This is a genomic window from Burkholderia sp. S171, from assembly GCF_009766085.1.
Taxonomy (GTDB): Bacteria; Pseudomonadota; Gammaproteobacteria; order Burkholderiales; family Burkholderiaceae; genus Caballeronia.
This window is the reverse complement of record NZ_LMUF01000062.1, coordinates 1-22,992: the sequence shown is the minus strand read 5'-3', so window position 1 is coordinate 22,992 and position 22,992 is coordinate 1. Positions and strand designations below refer to the sequence as shown.

General features: G+C 62.1%; 16 protein-coding genes. 9 read left to right on the top strand and 7 right to left on the bottom strand.

Annotated elements, in window-relative coordinates:
- The first annotated feature begins 428 nt into the window (after positions 1–428).
- Positions 429–1,085 (top strand): response regulator transcription factor, encoded by a 657-nt coding sequence (locus GSQ93_RS34430; protein ID WP_158940399.1) that lies wholly within the window; start codon positions 429–431, stop codon positions 1,083–1,085.
- A gap of 178 nt (positions 1,086–1,263) precedes the next feature.
- On the opposite strand, the gene GSQ93_RS34425 is transcribed toward GSQ93_RS34430, so the two are convergent.
- The gene (locus GSQ93_RS34425; protein ID WP_158940398.1) at positions 1,264–2,277 is read right to left on the bottom strand and encodes an alpha/beta fold hydrolase; all 1,014 of its coding nucleotides are present in this window, start codon (positions 2,275–2,277) and stop codon (positions 1,264–1,266) included.
- A gap of 149 nt (positions 2,278–2,426) precedes the next feature.
- Positions 2,427–3,995, bottom strand: coding sequence for a class I adenylate-forming enzyme family protein (locus GSQ93_RS34420; RefSeq protein ID WP_158940397.1), 1,569 nt, complete (start codon positions 3,993–3,995; stop codon positions 2,427–2,429).
- Positions 3,996–4,170: 175 nt separating this feature from the next.
- Between GSQ93_RS34420 and GSQ93_RS34415 the strand changes: the two genes are divergently transcribed.
- Complete coding sequence (locus tag GSQ93_RS34415; RefSeq protein WP_254074215.1) at positions 4,171–4,599, top strand: HdeA/HdeB family chaperone; 429 nt, start codon at positions 4,171–4,173, stop codon at positions 4,597–4,599.
- A 383-nt stretch (positions 4,600–4,982) separates the two neighbouring features.
- A complete protein-coding gene (locus GSQ93_RS34410) occupies positions 4,983–5,435 on the top strand; it encodes a cupin domain-containing protein (protein ID WP_158940396.1) in 453 nt (150 codons plus the stop codon).
- Positions 5,436–6,019: 584 nt separating this feature from the next.
- Here the strand turns inward: GSQ93_RS34410 and GSQ93_RS34405 are convergent.
- Positions 6,020–7,135 (bottom strand): FUSC family protein, encoded by a 1,116-nt coding sequence (locus GSQ93_RS34405; RefSeq protein ID WP_158940395.1) that lies wholly within the window; start codon positions 7,133–7,135, stop codon positions 6,020–6,022.
- 72 nt (positions 7,136–7,207) lie between these two features.
- Positions 7,208–8,389 carry a helix-turn-helix transcriptional regulator gene (locus GSQ93_RS34400; RefSeq protein ID WP_158940394.1) on the bottom strand — a complete coding sequence of 394 codons (1,182 nt, stop codon included), beginning with the start codon at positions 8,387–8,389 and terminating at the stop codon, positions 7,208–7,210.
- Between the two features lie 413 nt (positions 8,390–8,802).
- Here GSQ93_RS34400 and GSQ93_RS34395 point away from each other — a divergent pair, with 413 nt between their 5' ends.
- From GSQ93_RS34395 to GSQ93_RS34370, 6 genes are all read left to right on the top strand, one after another.
- Complete coding sequence (locus tag GSQ93_RS34395) at positions 8,803–15,102, top strand: autotransporter outer membrane beta-barrel domain-containing protein (protein ID WP_158940393.1); 6,300 nt, start codon at positions 8,803–8,805, stop codon at positions 15,100–15,102.
- 65 nt (positions 15,103–15,167) lie between these two features.
- Positions 15,168–15,569: a cupin domain-containing protein gene (locus tag GSQ93_RS34390; RefSeq protein WP_158940392.1), complete on the top strand. Its 402-nt coding sequence runs from the start codon at positions 15,168–15,170 to the stop codon at positions 15,567–15,569.
- 4 nt (positions 15,570–15,573) lie between these two features.
- Entirely contained in the window at positions 15,574–16,020 is a 447-nt protein-coding gene (locus tag GSQ93_RS34385; RefSeq protein ID WP_158940391.1) for a cupin domain-containing protein, read from the top strand.
- Between the two features lie 488 nt (positions 16,021–16,508).
- On the top strand, positions 16,509–17,762 hold the full coding sequence (locus tag GSQ93_RS34380) for a site-specific integrase (protein WP_158940390.1): 1,254 nt from the start codon (positions 16,509–16,511) through the stop codon (positions 17,760–17,762).
- Positions 17,759–18,730, top strand: coding sequence for a tyrosine-type recombinase/integrase (locus GSQ93_RS34375; protein WP_158940389.1), 972 nt, complete (start codon positions 17,759–17,761; stop codon positions 18,728–18,730). The genes GSQ93_RS34380 and GSQ93_RS34375 overlap by 4 nt, the downstream gene beginning before the upstream one ends.
- Positions 18,723–19,685: a tyrosine-type recombinase/integrase gene (locus tag GSQ93_RS34370; protein ID WP_158940388.1), complete on the top strand. Its 963-nt coding sequence runs from the start codon at positions 18,723–18,725 to the stop codon at positions 19,683–19,685. The genes GSQ93_RS34375 and GSQ93_RS34370 overlap by 8 nt, the downstream gene beginning before the upstream one ends.
- Here GSQ93_RS34370 and GSQ93_RS34365 read toward each other — a convergent pair.
- The 3 genes from GSQ93_RS34365 to GSQ93_RS34355 are packed head-to-tail and all read right to left on the bottom strand — an operon-like array spanning position 19,640 to position 22,814.
- Positions 19,640–20,638 (bottom strand): site-specific integrase, encoded by a 999-nt coding sequence (locus tag GSQ93_RS34365; protein ID WP_158940387.1) that lies wholly within the window; start codon positions 20,636–20,638, stop codon positions 19,640–19,642. The two genes, GSQ93_RS34370 and GSQ93_RS34365, sit on opposite strands and share 46 nt — an antisense overlap.
- Positions 20,635–21,579, bottom strand: coding sequence for a tyrosine-type recombinase/integrase (locus tag GSQ93_RS34360; protein ID WP_158940386.1), 945 nt, complete (start codon positions 21,577–21,579; stop codon positions 20,635–20,637). The genes GSQ93_RS34365 and GSQ93_RS34360 overlap by 4 nt, the downstream gene beginning before the upstream one ends.
- Entirely contained in the window at positions 21,576–22,814 is a 1,239-nt protein-coding gene (locus tag GSQ93_RS34355) for a site-specific integrase (protein ID WP_158940385.1), read from the bottom strand. The genes GSQ93_RS34360 and GSQ93_RS34355 overlap by 4 nt, the downstream gene beginning before the upstream one ends.
- Positions 22,815–22,992 lie beyond the last annotated feature (178 nt).

The following is a 22,992-nucleotide window of genomic DNA, read 5'->3' as shown; positions in this document are numbered from 1 at the left end:
AAAAATCCCGGAGTACGCGGGCGTCGAATGTCGAGTCCGGCCACGGTCGGACCGACCACCGCATTCCTCTTTCGCGGCCGGCTGTAAAGCCTTCAGGCAGGGTTGAGCCAGACATTGCCTTGCCGCTCTGGCCGGCTGCAGGTGGGCAAATACGTGAGCTATAGGCGCTGCTTATATTGGCATCGATAGTCGGTATTTTCGCCATTCCGAAAAATCCCGCACACTGCGCCCCGTAGTATCAAGACGACCACTTGTCGTGATTCGATCCAGGGCAAAACCATGCGCGAGGCTGCGCACGACGCTTCAAAAACGTGAATTCCGGTGATCTAAGCCCAGCACAGTAGTTTCGCGAATCAACAGGGGGATTTGTATGTTCAATAGCGTGCGGCTGACGTTTCCCGAACGCTATCCAAAACGAATAGGACATCATGCGAGTTTTACTGGTTGAAGAGGATGTGCAGATCGGCCGAAGCCTGCTTCGCGCATTAAACGATGCGGATTGCAGTGTCGACTGGGTGCGCGACGGCCACGCCGGTAGCACGGCCATCAACACCGCCTATTACGCTGTCGTCTTGCTTGATCTCGGTACCTCGGGCGCAGACGGTATCGATCTGCTGCGCGCGTTGCGTGCCTCGGGCAACGACGTCCCTGTCCTGATGCTCACCGCACTGGATGATCTCGATACCCGTGTGCACAGCCTTGACGTCGGCGCCGACGATTGCGTTCGCAAGCCATTCGAAGTCCGCGAACTGCTTGCCCGCATACGGGCGGTCTTGCGGCGAAAGGCGGGCTACGCGACCTCGCGGATCGGTGGGGAGTCGCTTAATCTCGATCTCAACAAGCGCATGTTGTGCTGCAACGGCGTAGCGTCGTCGCTCTCCGTACGCGAATTCGCGCTGATGCACGCGTTGCTGGAAAGGCCCGGCATGATCCTGTCTCGCGACCAGCTGGAGGACAGGCTATACGGGTGGGGCAAAGAGGTGGACAGCAACGCCGTTGACGTGCTGATCCATTCGATGCGCAAGAAGTTCGGGCCGTCCCTGATCCGCAACGTGCGCGGAGTCGGCTGGACAGTGGCGCATTAAGATTTTTGTATCGGTCGAAATTGCGGTCGAGAGCGTGAATAGTTTCCGCACGCCGAATGTGCGGAAACGTTCGACACGCGTTATGGCCGGACGCGCGGCAACCGGACAAACGCCGGAAGCAATCAACGAGCAACCGAGGATTGGGACACAGACGCATCCACCGGGTACTGATCTCCGGCTAGATCGCCAGACCCCGCTTGCGCAACCAGTCGTGCACGATCATCGCGATGGCGTCGCTGTTGTCGTCGGCCATCAGCGCGTGGGAATTGCCCGTGATGCCGCGCGCGGGTAAATCGATCCACTCAACGTCTGCGCCCGCGGCCACCAGCGCGTCGTACCAGCGACGCACTTTCGGCACCGAGTCTACCCAGAATGAGTGCTGATCGAGAAAGTCGCCCCAAACAAAAAGATGAGGGACGTGCCTGAGTGCGGCTGCATCGTTCTGGTCGGCAGAAGGCGCGCCCGATGGCTCAAGCGAGATGACCGCCTTGACGCGTTCCGGCGCATGCAGCGCCGCGGTCAGTCCGAAGTTGCCGCCCTGGCTGTGCGTGAGAATGATGCTGGCGTCGAGCTTGCCGACAAGGGCGTCGTAGGCGCGTTGCGTGCGCTCGTTGTTGGTCGACCAGCGGGGAACGAACTGGTTCATGAAGGTTTCCATGAACTCAACCGGGAAGCGCACGCCCGGGTAAGGGCGTCTCGCTCCCGGGTCGCGATGCCATGATCCAACAGACCCGAACCGGAAGGTCTCTTCCCATGCCTCGCGTGCAGTTCGGAAGTACGGCGCCTCCGCATAGACCTCCGGATAGGGCGCCCACGAGGCGCGGCCTCGCTCGACCGCATCCGAGACATAAACGTCGAATCCCGCCCGCAGGAAGAACATCTGCCAGCCTGGGCGGCCATCAGGCGTAGTTTCCCAGTTGACGCCGCTCATGCCGCCCCCGTGCCATAGCAGCAGGGGCCATTCGCTGGTCGGGCGTTCGAGTTTGACGTACTGGACATACATCTGGCCGGCGATAATCTCGCCGTTCTGATCGACCGGATGGACCGCCCCCTGACGGGTACTGACCCGCTCACGGAACGGCATTCCCTGAAGGCTCAACATCTCTCCGCCCACATGGAAACTGCCCATGTCGCGGATGACAACGGGGCTTGTCGGCAGCCGTGATGAATCCACTTGCGTTTCTTCGCTCATGACCTGAGACCTCCAGAGAGTAGCTGGCGAAATAGTGCCATTTTTTTGGATGGCTGTCCTTTGACATCAATCAGATCCGGCGGAGGGGTGAGCGTCACCAGCGCCAGAGCCAAAAGTCTCGCGAGAATGAGTGACGCACTCTCGACTTCTCAATGAATAGCCAGGACCGGTGCGCGGAAAATGGAGGGGAGCGTGTCGAGACGCGAACGCAGATCATCTTTCACGATCGCTTCGATCGCGGTGCGGTCTGCTTTCCCCTGTTCAGTGAGGGGCACGCGGTCTGTTACGACAATACGGATCCGGTTTGCAACGCGGGCGCCGAACGCGATCTTGAGCTTGCGCATGCAGAGCGCAACGTCCGGACCGGCGACCCACGGCTCGACCAGCGCGTTCCAGCCATATTTGCCGGCGTCGTTGTCGGCGGCCAACACCACGGCATAACGAAGGTCCGGCACGCGGCACAGGACATCCTCGATCTGGGTTGGGCCAATCGCCACGCCATCGATTTGCGCGACGTCGGCCGCGCGGCCGAGTATGTACAGATAGCCTGCCTCGTCGATAAAGCCGGTGTCGCCCGTCAGGCACCAGCCGTCCCGAAACTTTTGCGCCTCCTCGAGCGTCTGGCGGTAATAACCGTCTGCCACGGCGGCGGACCTGACCTCGATGTTTCCGCACTCTCCTGCACGGGCAATCGTTCTATCGGCGCGACGCACGCGGACCTCGACGCCAACTCGGATGCGGCCCGCGCAAGTGAGCCGGTCGCGATCCTCGTAAGAGGATGGCGGCAGAACGCTGACGAGACCCATTTCGCTGGCGCCGTACGCGTGGGTCAGCACCGAACCCAGGCGCAGGGCAGCCCGTTGACGCAGCACCGCAGGCGCCGAGCCACCCACGTGGACGATAGAACGCAGCGACGACAAGTTGCATCGGCCGACGTCCGGGTGATTCATGGTTTCGAACAATTGAGGCTCGACCAGAAGCATGTCGGTGATACGTTCCGATTGAATCGTTGCGAGCGTTTCCGCGGGATCGTAGTGCGGCTTCAGCACGACCGTCCCTCCGCCAATCAACGTGGCGTCGACAAGCACTTGCGACAGGTAGGCAAGCGGACCATTGATGAGCTGACGTCGCTTCTCGTCGTCCGCAGTGCCGACCATCGTCGAGTAGGTGGAGAAGGACCGTCGGCTGCATTTTGGCACGCCTGTCGTGCCGCCCGACGAGACGACTACGGCGAGATCATCGGGCCTGAGTTGTCCGCGCAACGGCAATTCCGACTGCGCCTGCGCGAGCTTGTCGATGCGTGACGATGCGGGGCCAATGCCGACGAAGGCCAGGCGTCCGTCGAACGCATCGGGAATGAAGCGAACCGTTTCCCGAAAAACGACAAGGAGCGTGGGTTGAAGGCGGGTCAACAAGGTGGACATCCTGTTGGCATTCGCAAGCTTAGGCAGGAAGATCGTTGCCGCGCCAAGGAGGTTTGCCGCGTAGCGAATCGCGAGACCATCCGGGCAATTCGGTGAGAGCAGTGCGACCAGGCTACCCCGGCCAATGCCCAGGGCCGTCAGCGCCCGTGCATGGCGAAAGATGGAGCGTCTGAGGGCGTTGCCCGTTACGTCATCATCCAGATAGCGCAACACCGCGCTATTGGATCGTTGTTTGAGTCGGTCGAGCAGGACGTCAATGTAGGGCCGGCATGCTGTTGCGCTGATGTTTTCCATGATCGTTTCCTTTGCGTGATACACGACTCGAGGCGGTAGTCGAGCTTCGATGTGACGCATTGTGAGACCGGAAAATGAGGGAATAATTAGCTCCTTCGCCAAACGGTTCGCTAATCCTAAGTGGTGGCTTTTACCCGAGTTAATTCGCAGCTAACTCTACGTCTATACGATTCACATGAATGACGGATCGCCGGCGAATTTCACGCTGTCCATATCCGCTATCAATGTCGTATTCGACCGTGTTTGCAAACTCAATTTATTGATATTTGGAATTCTTATGAAATATTTGAAAGTTCTGGCAATCGCCGGGTGTTTTTTCGTCGCTCATGCGGCCAGCGCACAAGAGAAGCCGTTGAGTCCTGCGAAGATGAGTTGCGCCGATTTCGTGGCCGTTGACGAGGTTTATCGACCCGCATTGGTCTACTGGGTCGCCGGGGTTGATAAGCTCGGTGTGAAGGAAACGGACACCATGGTGGTGGACACGGCTCATCCGGTGGGAGAAACGGTGATGGAAGAGTGCAAGAAGGACCCGCACGCTCGATTCATGTCGAAAGTCAGATCCATGATCAAGGCCAACAAAATCGCGCTCTTTGACCATCACTGAAAACTGGCTATTTGCCCGTACCGCCTATACTCAACAGAAAGCCGCGCGGACAACCAGGCCGCTCCTCGGACCTAACTGAGCTGCTTTCAACGTTCAGCTGTGCCTTACGTGGCAATGCCCTCAGGATGTCCAGCCACGCGGCTGTCATCCAGATATCCCGGCCCCCTTGTAGACCCGCTCGACGTTGTAGGCGAGATACAGGCGGCCGACGGGCGGCGTAAAATTGAAGTGATTATCTGCCTTGATCGCAGCGCACTATTCGATATCCGGGACACACGGTACATGACCCACAAATGGATGACCGTTTCGAACAGCGCGCGGTTTAATCTGCCTTCGTATGCTCGCAATTTCGCCTGCGTCGGCGCTCATTGCCTGGAGAAGCGATGAACATCAGCACACACAAGCCAAACACCGCTACCTGCCAACTCGTGCAAGCGGGTCCACAGTTCGAGGGGAAGCAAGGGCTGACCTATGCTGTCGGTATCTCAGCTGAAAATGTGGGATCGGAGAATATGCATCTTCAGCTCGCAACAATTCCACCGGGTGCCCGCGCCAAGGCGCATCTCCATGCGGAACATGAGACGGCCATCTATCAGCTGAGCGGCGTCTCGGGTTGCTGGTATGGCGAACGCCTGGAGCACCATGCGGTGGTTCGGGCCGGAGATTTCTTCTATATTCCCGCAGGGGTGCCGCATGTCCCGTACAACGCGAGCGCGGATGAGCCTTGCATCGCGGTGATCGCCCGAACGGATCCCAACGAACAGGAAAGCGTCACGATGCGGCCGGATCTTGATCCCTTACCTGACTGGTCACGGATTACTCGCTTACCGCTCTAATTGCGCTGAGCGCAACAAAGCAGTTGAACTATGATGCGTTGCCACATCACCGCTGATCGGAACAGGCGAGCATCTGGAACTGCACGCACTGTTTGAAGGCTTGCGATCCTAACTCGATTAGAATCTCGACATGGCTCGGACCAAGGCGCATGACAATGTAGCCAACAATGATGTGGTCGATGACCGACCCGGTCACGGCGTCACGGCGTCACTGCCGATCGCGGATACGAAGGATTTGTCGATCTTCAGAGAGAGGGCTTTTAGCGTGTCCAAATCGGACAAGCTAAAGGACCCGGTACCGAATTATCACGACAAAAATTTCCAGGTTGCCAAGCCGTTGGATAGTTGTGGCGAGTTGCGCGGAACGTCAGTGCCCGGTCCCACAACACCGGCGTGCTTCTCCAAATATTCGCCCTGAAGTGTCGCGACTTGGCGGCGTAAATCTTCTTTTTCGAGCGCAAGCAATGCGTAGTCTAACGTGTAAAAAAACGGCCCCAGTAGAAACCAGAACTCGCCGCTCGGTCACCTTCTCCTCGGCGCCGAGACTTAAAAGGTCGTGAAGGCACCATAGCCTTCTAGAGCTCTTATTTCCCGGACCTTGGGGTGCGTATCGGGAAAACGACCATTGCGGCGACTATGCCAAGCGCGCCACCGAGCAGCGTCTCCCAGGCGCGTGCAGCAAGGAGCGCGTATGAGTGCACCCCGCTAGCGGCGAGCGTCACGATCAACGTGAAAGCGAACGCCGCACAGGCAACGTCGTAGCGCTCTGGTAACGCCATCGAATAGATGACCATGGCGATTGCGGCTGCAGCCCAGACCAGTAGCGGCGCGTGCTCGGCGACCGGCAGACAAGCAATGCCTAGCGGAACACCAATCAGCGTGCCGATTATCCGGCGACGCACACGTTCTACCGTCCCGGTCGCCGAACCGGCGACGACGTAGGTGCACGCGGTGATCGCCCAGGCGGACTCCTCAAGCCCGACCAGACCGTTCAGAAGAACAATGACCAACGCGCCTATGGCCGCCTGCAATCCCATGAATAACTCTGGCGAGCATCTGCCCGGAACAACTTGCGGCCCGGCAGCGAGCACCGCTGGCGTGACAGGCCGCTCCGCAGGTCCGCTCAGCATGCGCGGCACGACCGACGCCAGCGTAGCGATCAGTGCGGCGATTGCGATCGCCAGCACGTCGTCCGTAGTCAAACGAGCGCCGTAAGCGAGCAACTCGCCGATATAAATCTGCGATCCGATGCCCGCACCCAAGACGCCGAATCGCTTGAGATAACCGACCAGAAACGCGCCCGTCACCAGAACCATTTCCGGACCCGCTCGACCGGCCACGCGCAGCGGCTCGGACAGGAACACGAACAGAAGCGCACCTAAGCTCGCAGAAAAGCTCAGTAACGTGAGATCGCGGCCTGACTCGGCTCGCGTCGATTTGCCCTCCGACACGCTTGCCCACAGCGCGAAGCTCCCAGCGAGGTAGCTGAGCGGGATGCTGCCCGGCACGTGATGAGCGATATCTTGCAATGCTCCCAGTGCGGCCGCGATGCCGTACGCCGTGACGAGCCGAAGCCCCTTGATGCGACGGTGCGTACCAGGGTCGATTCGGTCCAGCCAGCGGCCGAGTGCAGAGAGCGAAGGTAACACCGGTCGTGATGCATCGCCTTGATCCGGGGAGCGCTGCGGACTGTCGTTCATTGGTGGCTGTCCATGACCTTGTCGGGAAAATGCCGAGCGGCGATGAAAATACGCGGTCCGCCATGAACAGCCTTACGACGCCGCAGGCAGAATGGCCGAGCTGATCGCAATGATGCGCTCAAGATCGCGCAGGCTCACCGCATTCGTCTTGCGCAGAATGGTCTTTACCTGTGTGCGGACTGTATCCAGGGAGACTCGTCTGTGTCGCGCCACGTCTTCGGCGGTCGCGCCGCCGCTAAAGCGCAATGCAACTTCCGCTTCTGCTTTGGTCAGGCCGTAAAGTTCGCTCATCAGACTGGGCGGAGGTAGCCACGCGCGATTCAACTGGCGAACGACCAGCATCGCCGCGCCGGGAGCGACGCCGTAGCGGTCCGTCGCGTGGGAACGCAGGTGACCCAAGGCAGGAGACACGAGCACCGCCAGTTGTGCGTTTTGGGCCGGTTCGTCGCGCGTGGTCCGCAATCTGAACGCACCGCCTGAGCCGCCGGAGGCGGCGTCGGCGACGAGTTTGACCAGCGCCGATTGATCGTCCGGATGGCGCGCAAGCAAGCGGATGTCACCCACACCCGGGCATGGCCCCGATCCGAGCATCGCGAGGCCGCATCGACTGCCGTCCATCAATCTGCTCGCTGCGGCGTTCGCGTGCAAGATTCGCATCGCACGGTCCACGAGCACGACAGCAATTGCGAGTGCGTCCAGCGCACCCGACCCAAGGTGCGTCCGGTCAGCAATTGCGAGCCGCTTTTCCAGTTGAAGCGCGCGCTGCAAATGGGGCAATAGTGTCAGCAAGCGGTGCTTGTCGGCGTCACTGAATGGACCGCTGCTTGCATCGCGCGAAAAGCCTATGGGAGCGAACGACTCCACGCCCGACAAGCCTCCCAGCAGGTAACGAAATCCGGCTGGCCGTGCGTAATCGGCGAAGTACTCGGACTTGTTCAGGGTGCTGTACGGCACGATTTCTTCGTCCACTACCACATTGATCCGAGGCAATCTGGCGTCGCGAAAGTGTTGTTCTGCCGACTGGCGATACGGATCGATCCGGTGATAGTACGCGGCGTACGAGACGGCGAACTCGTCATCGCCGCCGCCCAGAACCTGGCGAATCCTGCCTGGGGCCTCCGGCAGCACCAGACCGACCCGCTGTGCGCCAAAGAGCGTGCATAAGCGTGGGGCGACATCGTCCCACGCCGCCCCGTCCCCGGTCGCTGCGGCATAGATCAGATCGATGACATCGGACAGAGCGGACCCGGGCATAGAAGCCTCCGACTGCCGAAGTAGCGCAATTTATACCCAGTTAAGGGGATGGAATAGCAGTCAAAATTTAACACAATTCTCCCAGGCCGAATTTGCAGGAATGTTCGGCACACACATTGACGGATCGCGTCGACCGGCTCTCCAAGCCGCCACATCGACCGTGAATTGGACGACTCACCTGGTTTGCCGGCTTGACCAATGCGACGGGCGGTCCCGACGGTGTCATTCGGTTCACCAGCGCCAGCAGCAAAGTCCAGACGATGTCGATGTGGAAACCCTGAGACGGTGTGTCCTCGTGTGTCGAGGCCCACCGGCGTCCAGCAGCGACGACTCCGGCACGTGCTTTCACGCGCACGGCGGTGCGAGCAAGTTCGACGCAACTATTTCAACCCATCAGATCCGAGGATCATTCCATGTCGGTCCGTCATTCGTGTCGTCTCAGCAATAGAAGCACTTCCTTATCGGCTCGCGCCGGAACAGCGCGACGCCAGGCGCATGCCGCGCGCGCCTCGTTCGATGGGACGCCGCGCCTCGCGCGCAAGCGTCTCGTGCAACTGATCCACTTTGCCATCGGCGCATCGGCGGGCGGTTTGATGCTCGGCGCGCACGCGCAGACGAGCGGCAACCCGTGCGCCGGGCTCTCGGCAAACATCTGCACCATCGGCGCTGCGGGATACCCAGGCACACCCGGACCGAAGAGCGATCTTGATAAAAGCGGCAATCCGGGCACGAGCGCGGGCACTGCACCTGCGCTAACGGCCACCTTCAGCGAGTCGTCGTCGACGGCATTTCGGAGCGTGGGAAGCGCAGGCGACGAGCCTTCCGCGATTGGCATGCTGAGTATCGGCGGTACGGGCGGAAACGGCAGCGACGCGAGCGGCGGAAATAGCACGCTGGTGCCCTTAACCAATCTGAACGGCGGCGACGGCGGCGCGGCCGGCGCTGGCGGCAGCGTGGCGCTCACCATCACATCGGGCGCGCAGGTGCAGGCGATCATGGCCGGCCCGGCCAATGTCGGCGCGGCGGGACAGGCGCCCGCAATATCCGTCGTTTCGCAGGGTGGCGCGGGCGGCGGCGGCGGTGTGCCCAGCACGGGCGGCACGCAAGGCACATCGCAGATCGGCGGCAGCGCGGGCGACGTGACGGTCCAAGACATGGCGAACCCGAACCAGGTCAACCCGTTGACGGGTAGCACGGCCGCGGTCATCGGCTTTGGCTCGGGCATTTATGCGGCGTCCGTCGGCGGCAATGGCGGCACCGGCAATCCGCACGTGACCAGCTTCAGCAAGTTCGGTGTCGATGGTGCGGATTCGGACGCGCCGGGCGGGAACGTCACGGTCATAACAGGCACGTCGATCGTCGGATTTGCAAATGGGCGCGTCGGCGGTACCGATCCGAGCGACCAGGGCGCGGGCATTTGGGCGGTCAGCGCGGGCGGCAACGGCGGCGCGGGCGGCTCGACCGGCACGGCTCAGGCGGGCGGTCAGGGCGGCACGGGCGGCGCGGGCGCGCCGGGCGGAAACGTCGTCGTGACGGTTCAGTCGGGCAGCGTCGCGACGCAGGCCGGCACCGGCACGAACCCGATGACGCCCGCGGTCTGGGCGCAGTCGCTTGGCGGAATCGGCGGCGCGGGCGGTGCGGGCGGCGGCGTGGACAATGGCGGGATCGCCGGGCAGAGCGGCAACGCGGGTTCGGTTACGGTGACCAACGATGGCACCTTATCGACGGCAGGCGCATCGCATTCGCCGGGCATTCTCGCGCAGTCCCTCGGCGGCGCGGGCGCGAACGGCGGCAAGGGCGGCGGTTTCGGCGCGTCTGGTGGAGAGGGCGCGTTCGGCGGCAACGGGGGCAACGTGCTCGTTGGAGGCAGCGGCAACATCACCACAAGCACCACCGATTCACCCGGCGTGCTCGCGCAGAGCATCGGCGGGGGCGGAGGCAACGGCGGCGATTCCAATGGCTGGATGGCGGTCGGCGGCGCGGGCGCTTACGCCGGTTCAGGCGCGAGCGTGACGATCAATTCGAGCCAGACCATCACGACAAGCGGGCGGTCGTCAGCGGGGATTCAGGCGCAGAGCATCGGCGGGGGCGGAGGCAACGGCGGCGATGCGAAGAGCGGCCAAGGTGCGGAAATCAATCTGGTGATCGGCGGCAGCGGGGCCGCGGGCGGCAACGGATGGACCGTGCAGGCCTACAACAGCGGGAATATTGTCACGAGCGGACAGCATGCGTCGGGCATGGAACTGCAGTCGATCGGCGGTGGCGGCGGCAAGGGCGGCGCGGCCTTCAGCAACGACACCAACGGCGTATTCGGTGCGCAGGAATCGGTTGGCGGTAACGGCGGCGCGGGCGGCTCGGCGGCGTGGGTCGGCTTCGTCGACGGAATGACCGAGACCAACACGGGCGCGATTCGCACGAGCGGGTCGGATAGCTTCGGCATCGTGGCGCAGAGCATCGGCGGCGGCGGCGGAATCGGCGCGGCGTCTGTTGCGACATCGAAAACCTATGCGCCTGACGACACGCCGTCGCTCTCGCTGACAGCGTCGATCGGTGGCTCAGGCGGCACAGGCGGCGACGGCAGCACGGCACAGATCACGAATGCGAGCCTGATCGCGACGAGCGGCGCGGGCGGCATTGGCATGATCGCTCAGAGCATCGGCGGCGGCGGCGGTTCGGGCGGGGATTCGTCGGCCACGTCGAGCACGACTGGCAGCGAACTCAACATTGATGCGTCGGTGGCGATCGGTGGCAAGGGTAGCGCAGGCGGCGACGCCAACGCGATCAACGCCGCCAACACCGGCCTGATTGTCACGACGGGTGAATCGGCGGACGGCATCCTTGCCCAGTCGATCGGAGGTGGCGGCGGCAACGGCGGCAGCGGCGATGCACAGGCTAAGGCCACAGGCGACGGCACGAACATCTCGGCGAGCATTCCAATCGGCGGCAATAGCGGTAAAGGCGGCAACGCATTGGGCTTGGTGCAGGCGAGCAATAGCGGCGCGCTTCTCACACTCGGGGACGGCGCGTCGGGCATCATCGCGCAGGCTGTGGGGGGCGGCGGCGGACGCGCGGGCGGCGCGGCGGGCACGAGCAAGGGCGATTTCAGCGCGACCGTGAGCATCGGCGGCTCAGGCGGCGCCGGCGGTTCGGCGACCGTCGTGGATGCGTCGAACAATCCGACGGCCTCGGTGCAGGTGAGCAACAGCGGCTCGATCGTCACGTTCGGCGCCGACGCCTCGGCGGTCGTCGCGCAGAGCATCGGCGGCGGGGGCGGCATGGGCGGGAAAGCCGCGACGAGCATCGGCAGCAAGAAGTCCACAGGCGACGGCGGCAATGGCAGCAGCGCCACCAACCCAACCCTCGACGCGCTCGCCAACGCCTTCAAGGATGGCGGCATCGGCAGCCAATACACGAGCGTCGCCGCGTTGAGCGCGCTCGCCGGTCAACTTCTCGATACTTCTCCGGCCACCGTTGCCGCAGGCCGTCTGGGTTCAAGCCCGGCGGACGATGCCAGCGATCTTGGCGACCTCGGCGAAGATCAGGGCGACTCGGGCGACGACAGCAACGCCACGTCGATCAAGACCAATATTGCAATCGGCGGCTCGGGCGGCGCGGCGGGCAACGGCGGCATCGTGCAGGTCAGCAATACCGGCAGCATCGGCACGATCGGCGTCATGTCCGACGGCATTCTCGCGCAATCGATCGGCGGCGGCGGCGGCAAGGGCGGCGCGGCGACGAGCTCAGGCTCGCTCAACGTCGATCAGGACAGCGTCAGCGCGCCGGTTGCGGTGGGTGGCTCGGGCGGCGCGGCGGGCAGTGGGTCGGACGTAACCGTCACCAACGATACGAACGCCAGCATCATCACGATCGGCTCGATAGCGAACGGCATCGTGGCGCAAAGCATCGGCGGCGGCGGAGGGATGGGCGGCGTCGCGGGCGGGCGCAACGGCGCGCTGCAAGGACTCAATGTCAGCAACAAGGGCATCAACATCGGCGGCGACCAGATCGGCAAGAGCAACGATGCCGCGACGGTCCTGTCCGGTACTGTGACCGTCAACAATAACGCGGGCGCGAGCATTCTCACGGAAAGCCACGACGCAAGCGGGATCATTGCGCAAAGCATCGCCGGAGGCGGCGGCATCGTGAAGGCGGCGTCGACCGACGCCACGGACAACGCGGGCGGCGGCGCCAACCCAGACCCGGTCAAGAACAATGGCACGTTCGAGTTGAACGTCGTCTTCGGGGGCACCGGCGATGACGGCAGCAACGGCTCGGCCGGTGCGGCCAACGTCAACAACAGCGGCATGATCACGACCCAAGGGCGCAACTCTTACGGCGTGCTCGCGCAAAGCGTGGGCGGCGGCGGCGGGATCGTACTCGGCGGCGAAATCGCGGGCGGTCCGGGCGGATTCATGAACACCGCTGCGATGCGCGGCAATGGCGGCGACGTGACCGTGACCACGAACAGTGGAAGCAGCATCGTCACCGGCGGGCAGGGTGCGGTCGGCATCTTCGCGCAAAGTGTGGGCGGCGGCGGCGGGATCGCGGGCGACACGGGCTTGTCGCAAGCGCATCTCGGTTATTACGCTGCCAACAACCACCCGGGCAGCGGCAACGGCGGCACGGTCGCGGTGACGGTCGGCGCCGGATCGAGCGTGCAGACGAGCGGTGCCAACGCGCCGGCGATCATCGCGCAGAGCGTGGGCGGCGGAGGTGGCTACTTCACGGCGGGCGCGAGCGAATACGCGCAAGGTTTGTATGCGGGCTCGTTCGGCGGCTCGGGCAACGGCGGGCCCGTCAACGTGAACGTGAGCGGCACGGTCAGCGCGACGGGCGCCGCATCGCCGGGGATTTACGCGCAAAGCTCGCAGGCGGGCGGCGCGGACCTGAATGGATCGCAGATCGTCGTCAACGTCAATCAGGGCGCGACGGTTTCCGGCGGGAAGGACTTCTACCACGGCGGCGACGGCACTGCGGCGGCCATTCAGGTCTTCGAAGGCTTGCTGAGCATCGATGGCACGACGCCGCTCAACGCGGTCAACAACAACGGCCTCATCACCTCGACGGTGGGTGTAAATGGCTCGGCGGTCTTCAGTTACAACGGCGAGACGCTCGTGCATAACGGCGCAACCGGCGTGATCGATGGCACGATCAATCTCGAGAACGATGGCGGCGAAGGACAGGTGGTGAACGATCCGGGCGGCACGCTGAATACCGGTTCGACGGTCGCGGCGGCGCTCACGCGCAACAACGGGACACTCGATGTCGGCGGCAGGAGCGCGCCCGGTGCGGTCACGCTCGTGACGGGCGATCTGGCGCAGGGCGTGACGGGCAACATTGTCATCGACAGCGATCACGTCGCGGCCACGAACGATCGTCTGGTCGTAGCGGGTAACGCGACGCTTGCAGGCCAGCTCGTAATGCGCCCGGCGCGCCTCACGAACAGCACGCTCGACGTGATCGACGTGAAAGGCGCGCTGGATGCCTCGCAATTGCAGATGAGCAATCCCTACCTCGTCAAATACACGCTGGCGAGCGGCAAGACGCCTGATGCGCAGTCCGGCGGCCAGTCGCTCTATGTCACGCCGCATGCGAGTTTCGCTGAGAACGCGGAGGGTCTGAGCGCGAACGCGCAGGCGGTCGCGACCCACCTGCAGGCCAATTTCGACGCAGGCGCGAACGCCGATGCGCTCGGTACAGCCTTCGCACAGTTGGCGAATGGCGTTGCGAATCACGCGTCGTATAACGCGGCGCTCAACAGGCTCGGCAACGAAACGCAGCAGGCCGTGGGAATCGCAAGCCTTGCCGCGAGCCACGCGTTCGTCGAGCGCATGTATAGCTGCCCGTCGTTAGACGGCCCGGCCGACGCGATGATGCACGAGCGCGACTGCGTGTGGGGACGCATCATCGATAACCACACGAGCGCGGATGGCTCCGGCACGATCGGCTATTCAGCGAACACGTATGCGATGCAGTTCGGCGGCCAGCACGCTATCGGCGATGGCTGGTTCGTCGGCGGCAGTGTCGGCTACGACACGTCGAACCTCGATGGCTCGGATGGCGTCGGCGATGTGAACGGACACGGCCCGCAAGTCGGCGTCATGCTCAAAAAGGAGATTGGCAACTGGACGATTTCCGGAGGCGCGGATGCAGGCTACGGCTGGTACGACTCCACGCGAAACGTCTCGCTGCCGGGTTACGCAGCTCAAGCGAAGGGCGACTTCAACAGCTACGAGGCCGGCTTGCACTCGCGCGTCGCGTACACGATCCCGATGAACGACTGGTACATGAAGCCTTATCTGGATTTGCACGTCGTCCACTTCCATACGGGTGGATTCACGGAGCAGGGCGCGGGTGCGCTGGACCTTGCCGTCAACGGTTCGACTGCCACGACGCTGTCCGCGTCGCCGATGTTCGAGGTCGGCGGCCGCTGGACTTTCGCGAACGGCATGGTCTTGCGGCCGGACGTCGCGGCCGGCGCGATTTTCCACAACAGGAATCACTGGGATTCGAGCGCGCAGTTCGTCGGCAGCGCGCCAGGCGTTGCGCCTTTCACCGCGGTGTCGTCGGCGCCGTCGGCGCTCGCCAAGGTCAAACTGGACATGAACCTCAGCGTCTCCAAAAGCACGGAGATCAAACTGGAGTATGGCGGCCAGTTTGGCAGCGGCTACAGCTCGAATGAAGGCATCTTGCGCGTGAATCACCTGTTCTGATTCCGCTTCCTGAAGCGCGCATCGGCGGCGTTCGGCTTGTCCGGTGCATTTTCGGAAACACCACCATGAATACGAGTTTCAAATTGACTGAGAGCGCTTGCGTGGCTCTTGCGAACAATCGATGCGTCGCCGTTCCCGAGATCGGTCTGGAGTTAAGGGTCCGCACGCCGAAAGACTTCGCGGGCAGCGGCCTCGAACTGATCGAGACGATTAACGCGCCGGGCTTCGGCCCGCCGCTGCATAAGCATCGCGAAGCCGAGATCTTCTACGTCTTGCAGGGGGGCTATCTTTTCGAGGTCGACGGCAAGTGCTTCGAAGCGACGGCGGGAGATACCGTCGTGGCAAATGGCAACGTGCCGCATCGCTTCGTGAATATCGACAGCCATCCATCAAAGCAACTGGTGATGATCGTTCCTGGCTTCGACGCCATGCAAATCGTCCATCGGACAAACAATCTCAAGGTATAACATCATGCAATCGAATCTCAACACCATCGACATACCCGCGATCGGCGTCAACGTTCAGGTGCGCATCGCCGCGGCAGCGACCGGAAACAAGGCGACACTCATCGAAACTTCCGATGAGCCCGGATACGGGCCGCCAATGCACCGGCACGAACGGGAAACCGAAATTTTCCATGTGCTGACCGGTCAATACCTATTCGAGGTGGACGGGGAGCGCACTATCGCGAGCGCGGGAGAAACCGTGGTGGGGCATGCGGGCAGCACGCACCGCTTCACCAACATCGACAAAGAGACGTCGCGCATGCTGGTGCTGATCACCCCGGGACTCGATGCTGCCGCTTTCTTCAACCAACTTCGCAGCGTAATGGCGAATGGTGAGCCTCAACCCGACGCTTTACGAAACTTTGGTGCAAAGTGGGGTGTCGAGTTTCTTGGGCCCCCGTTGAAGGCTTAGAGGGCTTGTCTGCGCGAACGATTTTGACTTACAAAGCGCTGAACGGCCGATCTGGACTTCAAACTCTGGGAAGCGCGCGGGGAGCGAGTTCGGGCGCTTTCCGTCGTTCGACGCCGTGCGCTCCTCGATACTTGATCGGCGGCTACAAGCGTGTCGTGGCGATCCTCGGCACCGGGACGGTCATACAAAAGATGCGAGTCTAAGGCTATCTGTAACGGCCGATCACGCATCGGCCAACGTTGCTTAGCGATTGACTCTTGTACCCTGAAACCTGCCGTCCGGGCAGACTTTGGCCGACCGGCGGAAACGGGTCGCTATGTAAACCTTTGCATAGCGACCCCTATGCTCAGGTCGCAACTATGCACAGATGGTCGGCGGCCGATGACGCCGCCCCAATCGTGGCGGAACGTGGGCAAGTCGAACACGTAAAGATCTGGACATAGTTTGTGTCTGAGGATGCAGTGGTGGTCCCACTTCTGGAGATCATCATGGGCATCGTTCGCCGTTCCCACCTCGCTGACATAGACCTTTTCCCCGACGGGCCGATCGGGCCATGCGTTGGTGCGTTCAAGCAGTACCTAAACCAACGCCGGTACGCTGCAAAGACGGTTGTTACCTATCTTCGCTGCATCATGCATTTCGCCCGATGGGCGCATTTCGGGCACCGTCGGCGGCAAGGGATCGACGAAGTGTTGATCGCTCAGTTTCTCGACAAGCATTTGCCGCAGTGCGAATGCCCCGGTCCGATCCGACGCGATCGGGGTGACCACAGTGCAGCGCTAGGACATCTGCTCGTAGTGTTGCGCGCGCAGGGCGTCATCGCGGTGCCCGCAAACCGCGCGACACCGGTAGATGAGGAACTGCGCCGCTACGACGAGTACATGGATCACGTGCGCGGCCTGGCGCCTAAGACGCGGAGCATAGCTTTGCGCATCGTCGGACGGTTGCTGACGGCTCGTTTCGGCGAGGGTGCCGTAGACGTCGCCACAATCAAACCCGAGCACGTTCGGCGTTTCTTTGCCGGTCAAGCGAAGCTCTACAGCAAACCGGCGAATGCTGGGTCGGTCGTGGCATCTCTGCGCGGCTACTTCCGCTATCGCGCCTCGCTTGGCGATCTTGTCCACGGACTGATTGGCGCGGTGTCCTATCCTGCTAACTGGTCGCTCTCCTCGTTGCCCAAGTCGCTGACGGCGGAAGAGGTCGAACGGTTGATCAGATCGCTCGGCCAACAGGGCCGCTCGATGAGACGAGCCGACGCCATCGTGCGATGTGCGCTCGACCTCGGACTGCGCAGCGGCGAGATCGCCCGTCTCAGCCTAGACGATATCGACTGGCAAGCCGGTACGCTCGTCTTGCGGCACACCAAGGGACGCCGCGAGGATATGCTGCCGCTACCCTCCACTACCGGCGAAGCCATCGCGGCCTACCTCGAGCAGGAGCGTCCCAAGACTTCCAATCGGGCCATCTTTGTCCGCCATATTGCGCCGCGCGACCAACCTGCCGGCACCGATCTCGTCCGCAAGACGATCCGCCAAGCCTTCACCCGCGCCGGCCTTCCTTACACACGCTCGCATCTGCTGCGCCACACGATGGCGACCCGCTTGCTAGCCAGTGGCTCCTCGCTGAAGGAAGTCGCGGACGTCCTGCGTCACCGCTCGCTGAACACGACTCTGATCTATGCCAAGCTCGACAGTCGCAAGTTGGTCGAGGTCGCGCTGCCATGGCCAGGGAGCGCAGCATGAGCACGCCGACCTCTATGCAAGCACGCGTCGAACAGTTTCTAGTCGAGCGTCGCCAACTGGGATTCTCCGATGACGGCTACGTCCTGCGCAGCTTCGCGCGCCATGTCCACGCTGCCGGTCATCGCGGCGCCTTAACGGTGGAACTCATGGCCGCTTGGGCCCGAAGCGACCGCCGCGAAGGCAATGACCCACGGACCTGGGCGCGACGGCTGAAGAGGCTGCGCACGTTCCTGCGCTGGCTGCAGCAGTTCGAGCCACGCACCGAGGTACCCGACGATTCGATCTTCGGACGGTTGCCGCAGCGGCAAGCACCCCACATCTTCAGCGAAGAAGAGATAGTCGACCTACTTGCTCGCTCGCGCCGACTTGGGCCTTCGCCGGCGCTCCGCGGCGCCGTCTACGAAACGCTGTTTGGATTGATCGCCGCCACGGGGCTGCGGATCGGCGAGGCGCTGGCGCTGTGCAACGACGATGTTGATCTTAAGGACGGGATGCTGACCATCCGTCGGACCAAGTTCGGCAAGTCGCGCCAGGTTCCTATGCACCCAAGCACCGTGGGTTGCTTGCGCCGGTATTGCTTGCAGCGCGACTTGACTGAGGGGACGCCAACGGAAGATGGCCCATTCTTCGTCGGCACCCGCGGTCGACGACGAGGTCTGCCACTCGGCGTGCGTCAAGTGCATCGCGTCTTCCGCGACCTAAGCCAGCAGCTAGGCTGGGCCAACCGCGGAGCGCACCATGCCCCACGCATTCATGACCTGCGGCATACCTTCGTTGTGCGCCGCATTGTGGAGTGGCAGGCCCACGGCGTAGACATTGATCAGGCCATGCTGTCGCTGTCGACCTACGTGGGACATACGATGGTTACCAACACCTACTGGTACCTCTCGGCGGTGCCCGAGTTGATGGCGCTGGCCGCCGTACGTTTCGAGTCGTCTACGGCCAAGTGGGAGGTGCAAGATGCGTGAGACACTAGCCCCTAAGCAGCCATCGTTCGCTGCGTTGGTCCAGACATTCTTTACGGAATACCTGGTCGCGCAGCGGGCGCTCAGTCCGCAGACAGTGGCCTGTTACCGCGATGCCTTGCTGCTGTTTCTGCACTTCGCCTGCCGTCAGCTCGGCAAAGAGCCGACCACGATGCGGCTGGCCGACATCCAACCCAATCTGATTCTGGCCTTCCTTGACTATCTTGAGCAGGATCGGAAGAACTCGGTTCGCAGCCGCAACTTGCGGCTCACCGCACTGCGCGCGTTCCTGAAGTTTGCCGGCCGCCGCGACGTGGCGTCGTTGCACTGCGTCGAGCGCGCACTGGCAGTGCCGATGAAGCGTTTCGAGCGGCCGATGCTGAACTACCTCACGCGTGCGGAGATGGTGGCCGTACTCGGCCAGCCGGGCGAGAGCTGGTCCTCGCGACGCGATCACTTGCTACTGACAATGCTCTACAACACGGGGGCGCGTGTTTCCGAGATTATCGGAGTACGGGTCGTCGATGTGGTCCTCGACGGTGCAGCGTGTGTGCACCTGCGCGGTAAAGGGCGCAAGCTTCGATCGATTCCCCTGTGGGACGCCACCGTCGCCGAAATTCGCAGTTGGTTGCGATCGAATTCAGCGATGCGCGGCGAAGCCGCTTTGCTGCCCAACCGGGATGGGCAGGCGATGTCGCGCTCCAACGTCGCGCAACGCCTGGATCTTGCTGTGAGCCGCGCGAGTGTGGAACAACCCAGCCTTCTTAAAAAGCGCATCTCACCGCACATCTTGAGACACTATGTGCCGTTCCGGACTATGTCGGGTAACGAGAATTGGTTTTTACGAACACCCGATACTCGTGCATCGTGGCGCAAGGCAGCCCATTCATCCCCCGACATAGTTTGCCGGCCCTACAGGCTATTCAGGAAGCCGAGGAGCTGGTCTGTCGGCCGGTAGCGAACCGACTTGCCCTGTGGCGAAGATGTCTTCGCGAGGGCTTGCTCCTTCATCGCAAGGGTTGCTTCGAGATAGATCTGCGTGGTTTCCACCGATTCATGCCCGAGCCACAACGCGATCACTGAACGATCAACGCCAGCCTGCAGAAGGTCCATGGCCATCGTGTGCCTCAAGCGGTGCACGGTGACCCGTTTCTGCTTCAACGAAGGGCAAACTCGGGACGCAGCCTCGCGATGCTTGTTTAGCAAGTACTGCACACCGTGGACGCTCAGACGCTCGCCCTTGGCGCTCGGAAACAGCACTTCATCACTCCCGCGTTGAGGTTCTCGTAGCCAGCCCTTGAGCACCGCGAGCGTGGATCTGGCGATGGGAGTGCAGCGTTCCTTGCGGCCCTTGCCGATCACGCGCACGTGCGCACCGGCTCCGAGGACAAGGTCTTCGCGTTTGAGTCCGGTCATTTCGGACAAACGTAGTCCCGTCTGCACAGCTACCAGTATGAAGGCGTGATCTCGCCGACCTGACCAGGTACGCTGGTCAGGCGCGGCAAGCAAGGCATCGATTTCCGGACGCGTCAGGAAGCTGACGAGCGTGCGGGTGAATCGCTTGCTGGGAATCGCAAGGACACGCTGGATCTGCGCGGAATGCGCCGGCGTCTCGAGTGCCGCATACCGGAAAAACGAATGAATTGCCGTTAGCCGCAGATTGCGGCTGCGAATGCTTACGCCCTTGTGTTTCTCCAGGTCGTCCAGAAACGCGACGATCAACGGCGCATCGATCTCCTCGAAACTCAACCGTGACGGTTGCGTATGCAAACGCTGCTGTACGAACTTCAGAAATTGACGGAAGGTATCGCGATAGGAACTGATTGTGTGAGGACTCGCCTGGCGCTGCTGCATCAGCCGCTGTGTAAAGAAACGCTCGAGCAGCGGGGCGAAGCTGGCGGGCGTGGTCATGGCCGGTTCTCCCAGCGCAGTTCGAGCCGGCGCATGGCCTCGTGCATGAGTTCCGGTGAGCCGCTTAAATACCACTGCGTATCGGCGACATGGACGTGGCCGAGGTAGGCTGACAGGATCGGCAGGCAACGCTCCGGATCCTGTTCAGACCGGTACCAATGCACGAGTGTGTTCGTCGCAAATGCATGCCTCATATCGTGCAGGCGTGGACCATGATGGTCGGAAACGCCGCGCAGACCGACCTGTCGTGACAGCGCATAGAAAGTCCGATGTACCTCTGCGCCATCCAGGCGATTGCCTCGGTTGGATACGAACAGGTAGGAGGACACTGGCCGACCGGCCCAATGACGATTACGTCGCACAATGTAGTCGGCAAGCACCTCGCAAGTCGAGTCGTGCAAAGGCACGAGCCGGGACTTACCGAATTTAGTGCCACGAATTGTTAACACCCCAGTGGCGAGGTCGAGGTCCCGAAGCTCGAGATTGCGTGCTTCCCCGAGACGCATGCCCGACACACTCAGCAACCCAAGCAGGCAATAGAACGTCCAGGGCCGCAGTGCACTGCGCTCATAGCGGCACGGTATTTGAAGGGCGGCTCGCAGTAAGTTGCGAATCTCATCGTCCGAATACAGATACGGTCGAGCCCGCTTCGGTTGGAACGGCAGCAGGCTTTGCGCTGGAATCTCCGTTCGCGAATCGGTGGCGCTGCGATGACGTGCGAACTCGCGTACGAAACTGAGTCGCTTCGCCCAGTGTGCGGGTTGGACGTCGAATGGTTGTTGCGCCCAGGCGAGAGCCAACGCCTGGGTGATACAGGGGGCGCGATGCTGCTCCATGAAGGTCGCGAAATCGAGTAACGATTTGCCCGCATCGTGCAGCTTGAATCCCAAGCTGCGTCGAAGACTGAGATACTCAGCAACTGCCTGCCGGAGCGTGTTCATTGCACACCTCCCGGCCACGGCACAGCCAGCGTACGCAATGCCTTGATGTCGACCTTGGTGTAGATCTTCGTGGTCTGCGGGTGATGATGCCCCAACAACTCTCCTATCTCACCGAGCGAGGCACCATGGCACAGCATCTCGGTGGCCAATCCGTGACGGAACTGATGAGCCCCCATGGTTGGAGCGTCGATGCCGGCGCGCTGGAGTGCGTGCCGCACAACCGAACCAACTCCACTTGCCCCGCTAAACCCTGTGATCGGAGCCCGGGCGCGCAAAAATACACGACGACAAGTGCTTCGCGGTCGCCCGCGAATCAGGTATGTAGCGATCGCCTTTCCGACGTCGGCGGGCAATGGCAATTCGTTGCGATGCCCGCTTTTACCGCGCACGCTCAAACGTCCCGCGCTCCAGTCGATCTCATCCAGCTCAAGCGACGCTACTTCCCCGGAGCGCAGCCCCAATCGAGCAAGCAAAAGCAAAATGGCATAGTCTCGACGACCGGTTGCGCTTCGCTGATCGATGCTGGCTAACAACTGCCGTGTTTGATCTGGGGCGATCCCACGTGCGATTGACGGCATCGACCAGTTGGCCACGACTGGAACTGCGGCGGCCAAATCCAGTGTAATGTCGCCGCGATAGCGCACATAACGTAGAAAGGATCGCAGCGCAGCGGTCAGAAGCTTCGCCCGCTTCGGCTGCAAACGCGGCGCCTGACGTTGTACAAATCTCACAACATCGCCAGCACATAGGCGAGAGAGTGTGACGCGTCCTTTACCGAAACACTCTTCAAGGAAACCGCGGACGAACGGCACGTAGTTGACGATCGTCGCTGTGGCCAAGGCACGCGCTTCGCGTAAGTACGCCACGTATGCCTGTACGCAGCGCTCAGTAGACGGCAGTCGGGGCAGTGGTACCCGCTCCGCAGGAATCAGTTGCTCCTGGCGCAGAAAATCAATGAGGTGTCTGAGCGCAGCCTGATCCCCCCGGCGGGGCCGAACATGTCGAGCGCGATATCGCAAATACCGTATCGCATGGTCGGCGCAGATGCTGCGCACTCCAACACCCGTCTGTTCAAGCCAACGGCTAAACCCTGCTGCGATCCGTACTTGCTGCTTCAGTGATCCTGCACTGTATCCCTGCTCACTGAGCGATCTCGCAAACGATCCGATATAGGCCGCAAGCGGTCCTTCAGGCGGTCGAGAGAGAACGGCCTGGTCATGGACGATGTACTTCACGATGAGCTCCTTCCCGACATGCGGGGGCTAGTGGAAGGAGTCAAGACTATCTCTAGCCGAACGCTTGAATCGCCCGTGAAATCCACGCTATTTCTGGATTACCCGACATAGTCCGGAACGGCACATAGTGTCTCAAGATGTGCGGTGAGATGCGCTTTTTAAGAAGGCTGGGTTGTTC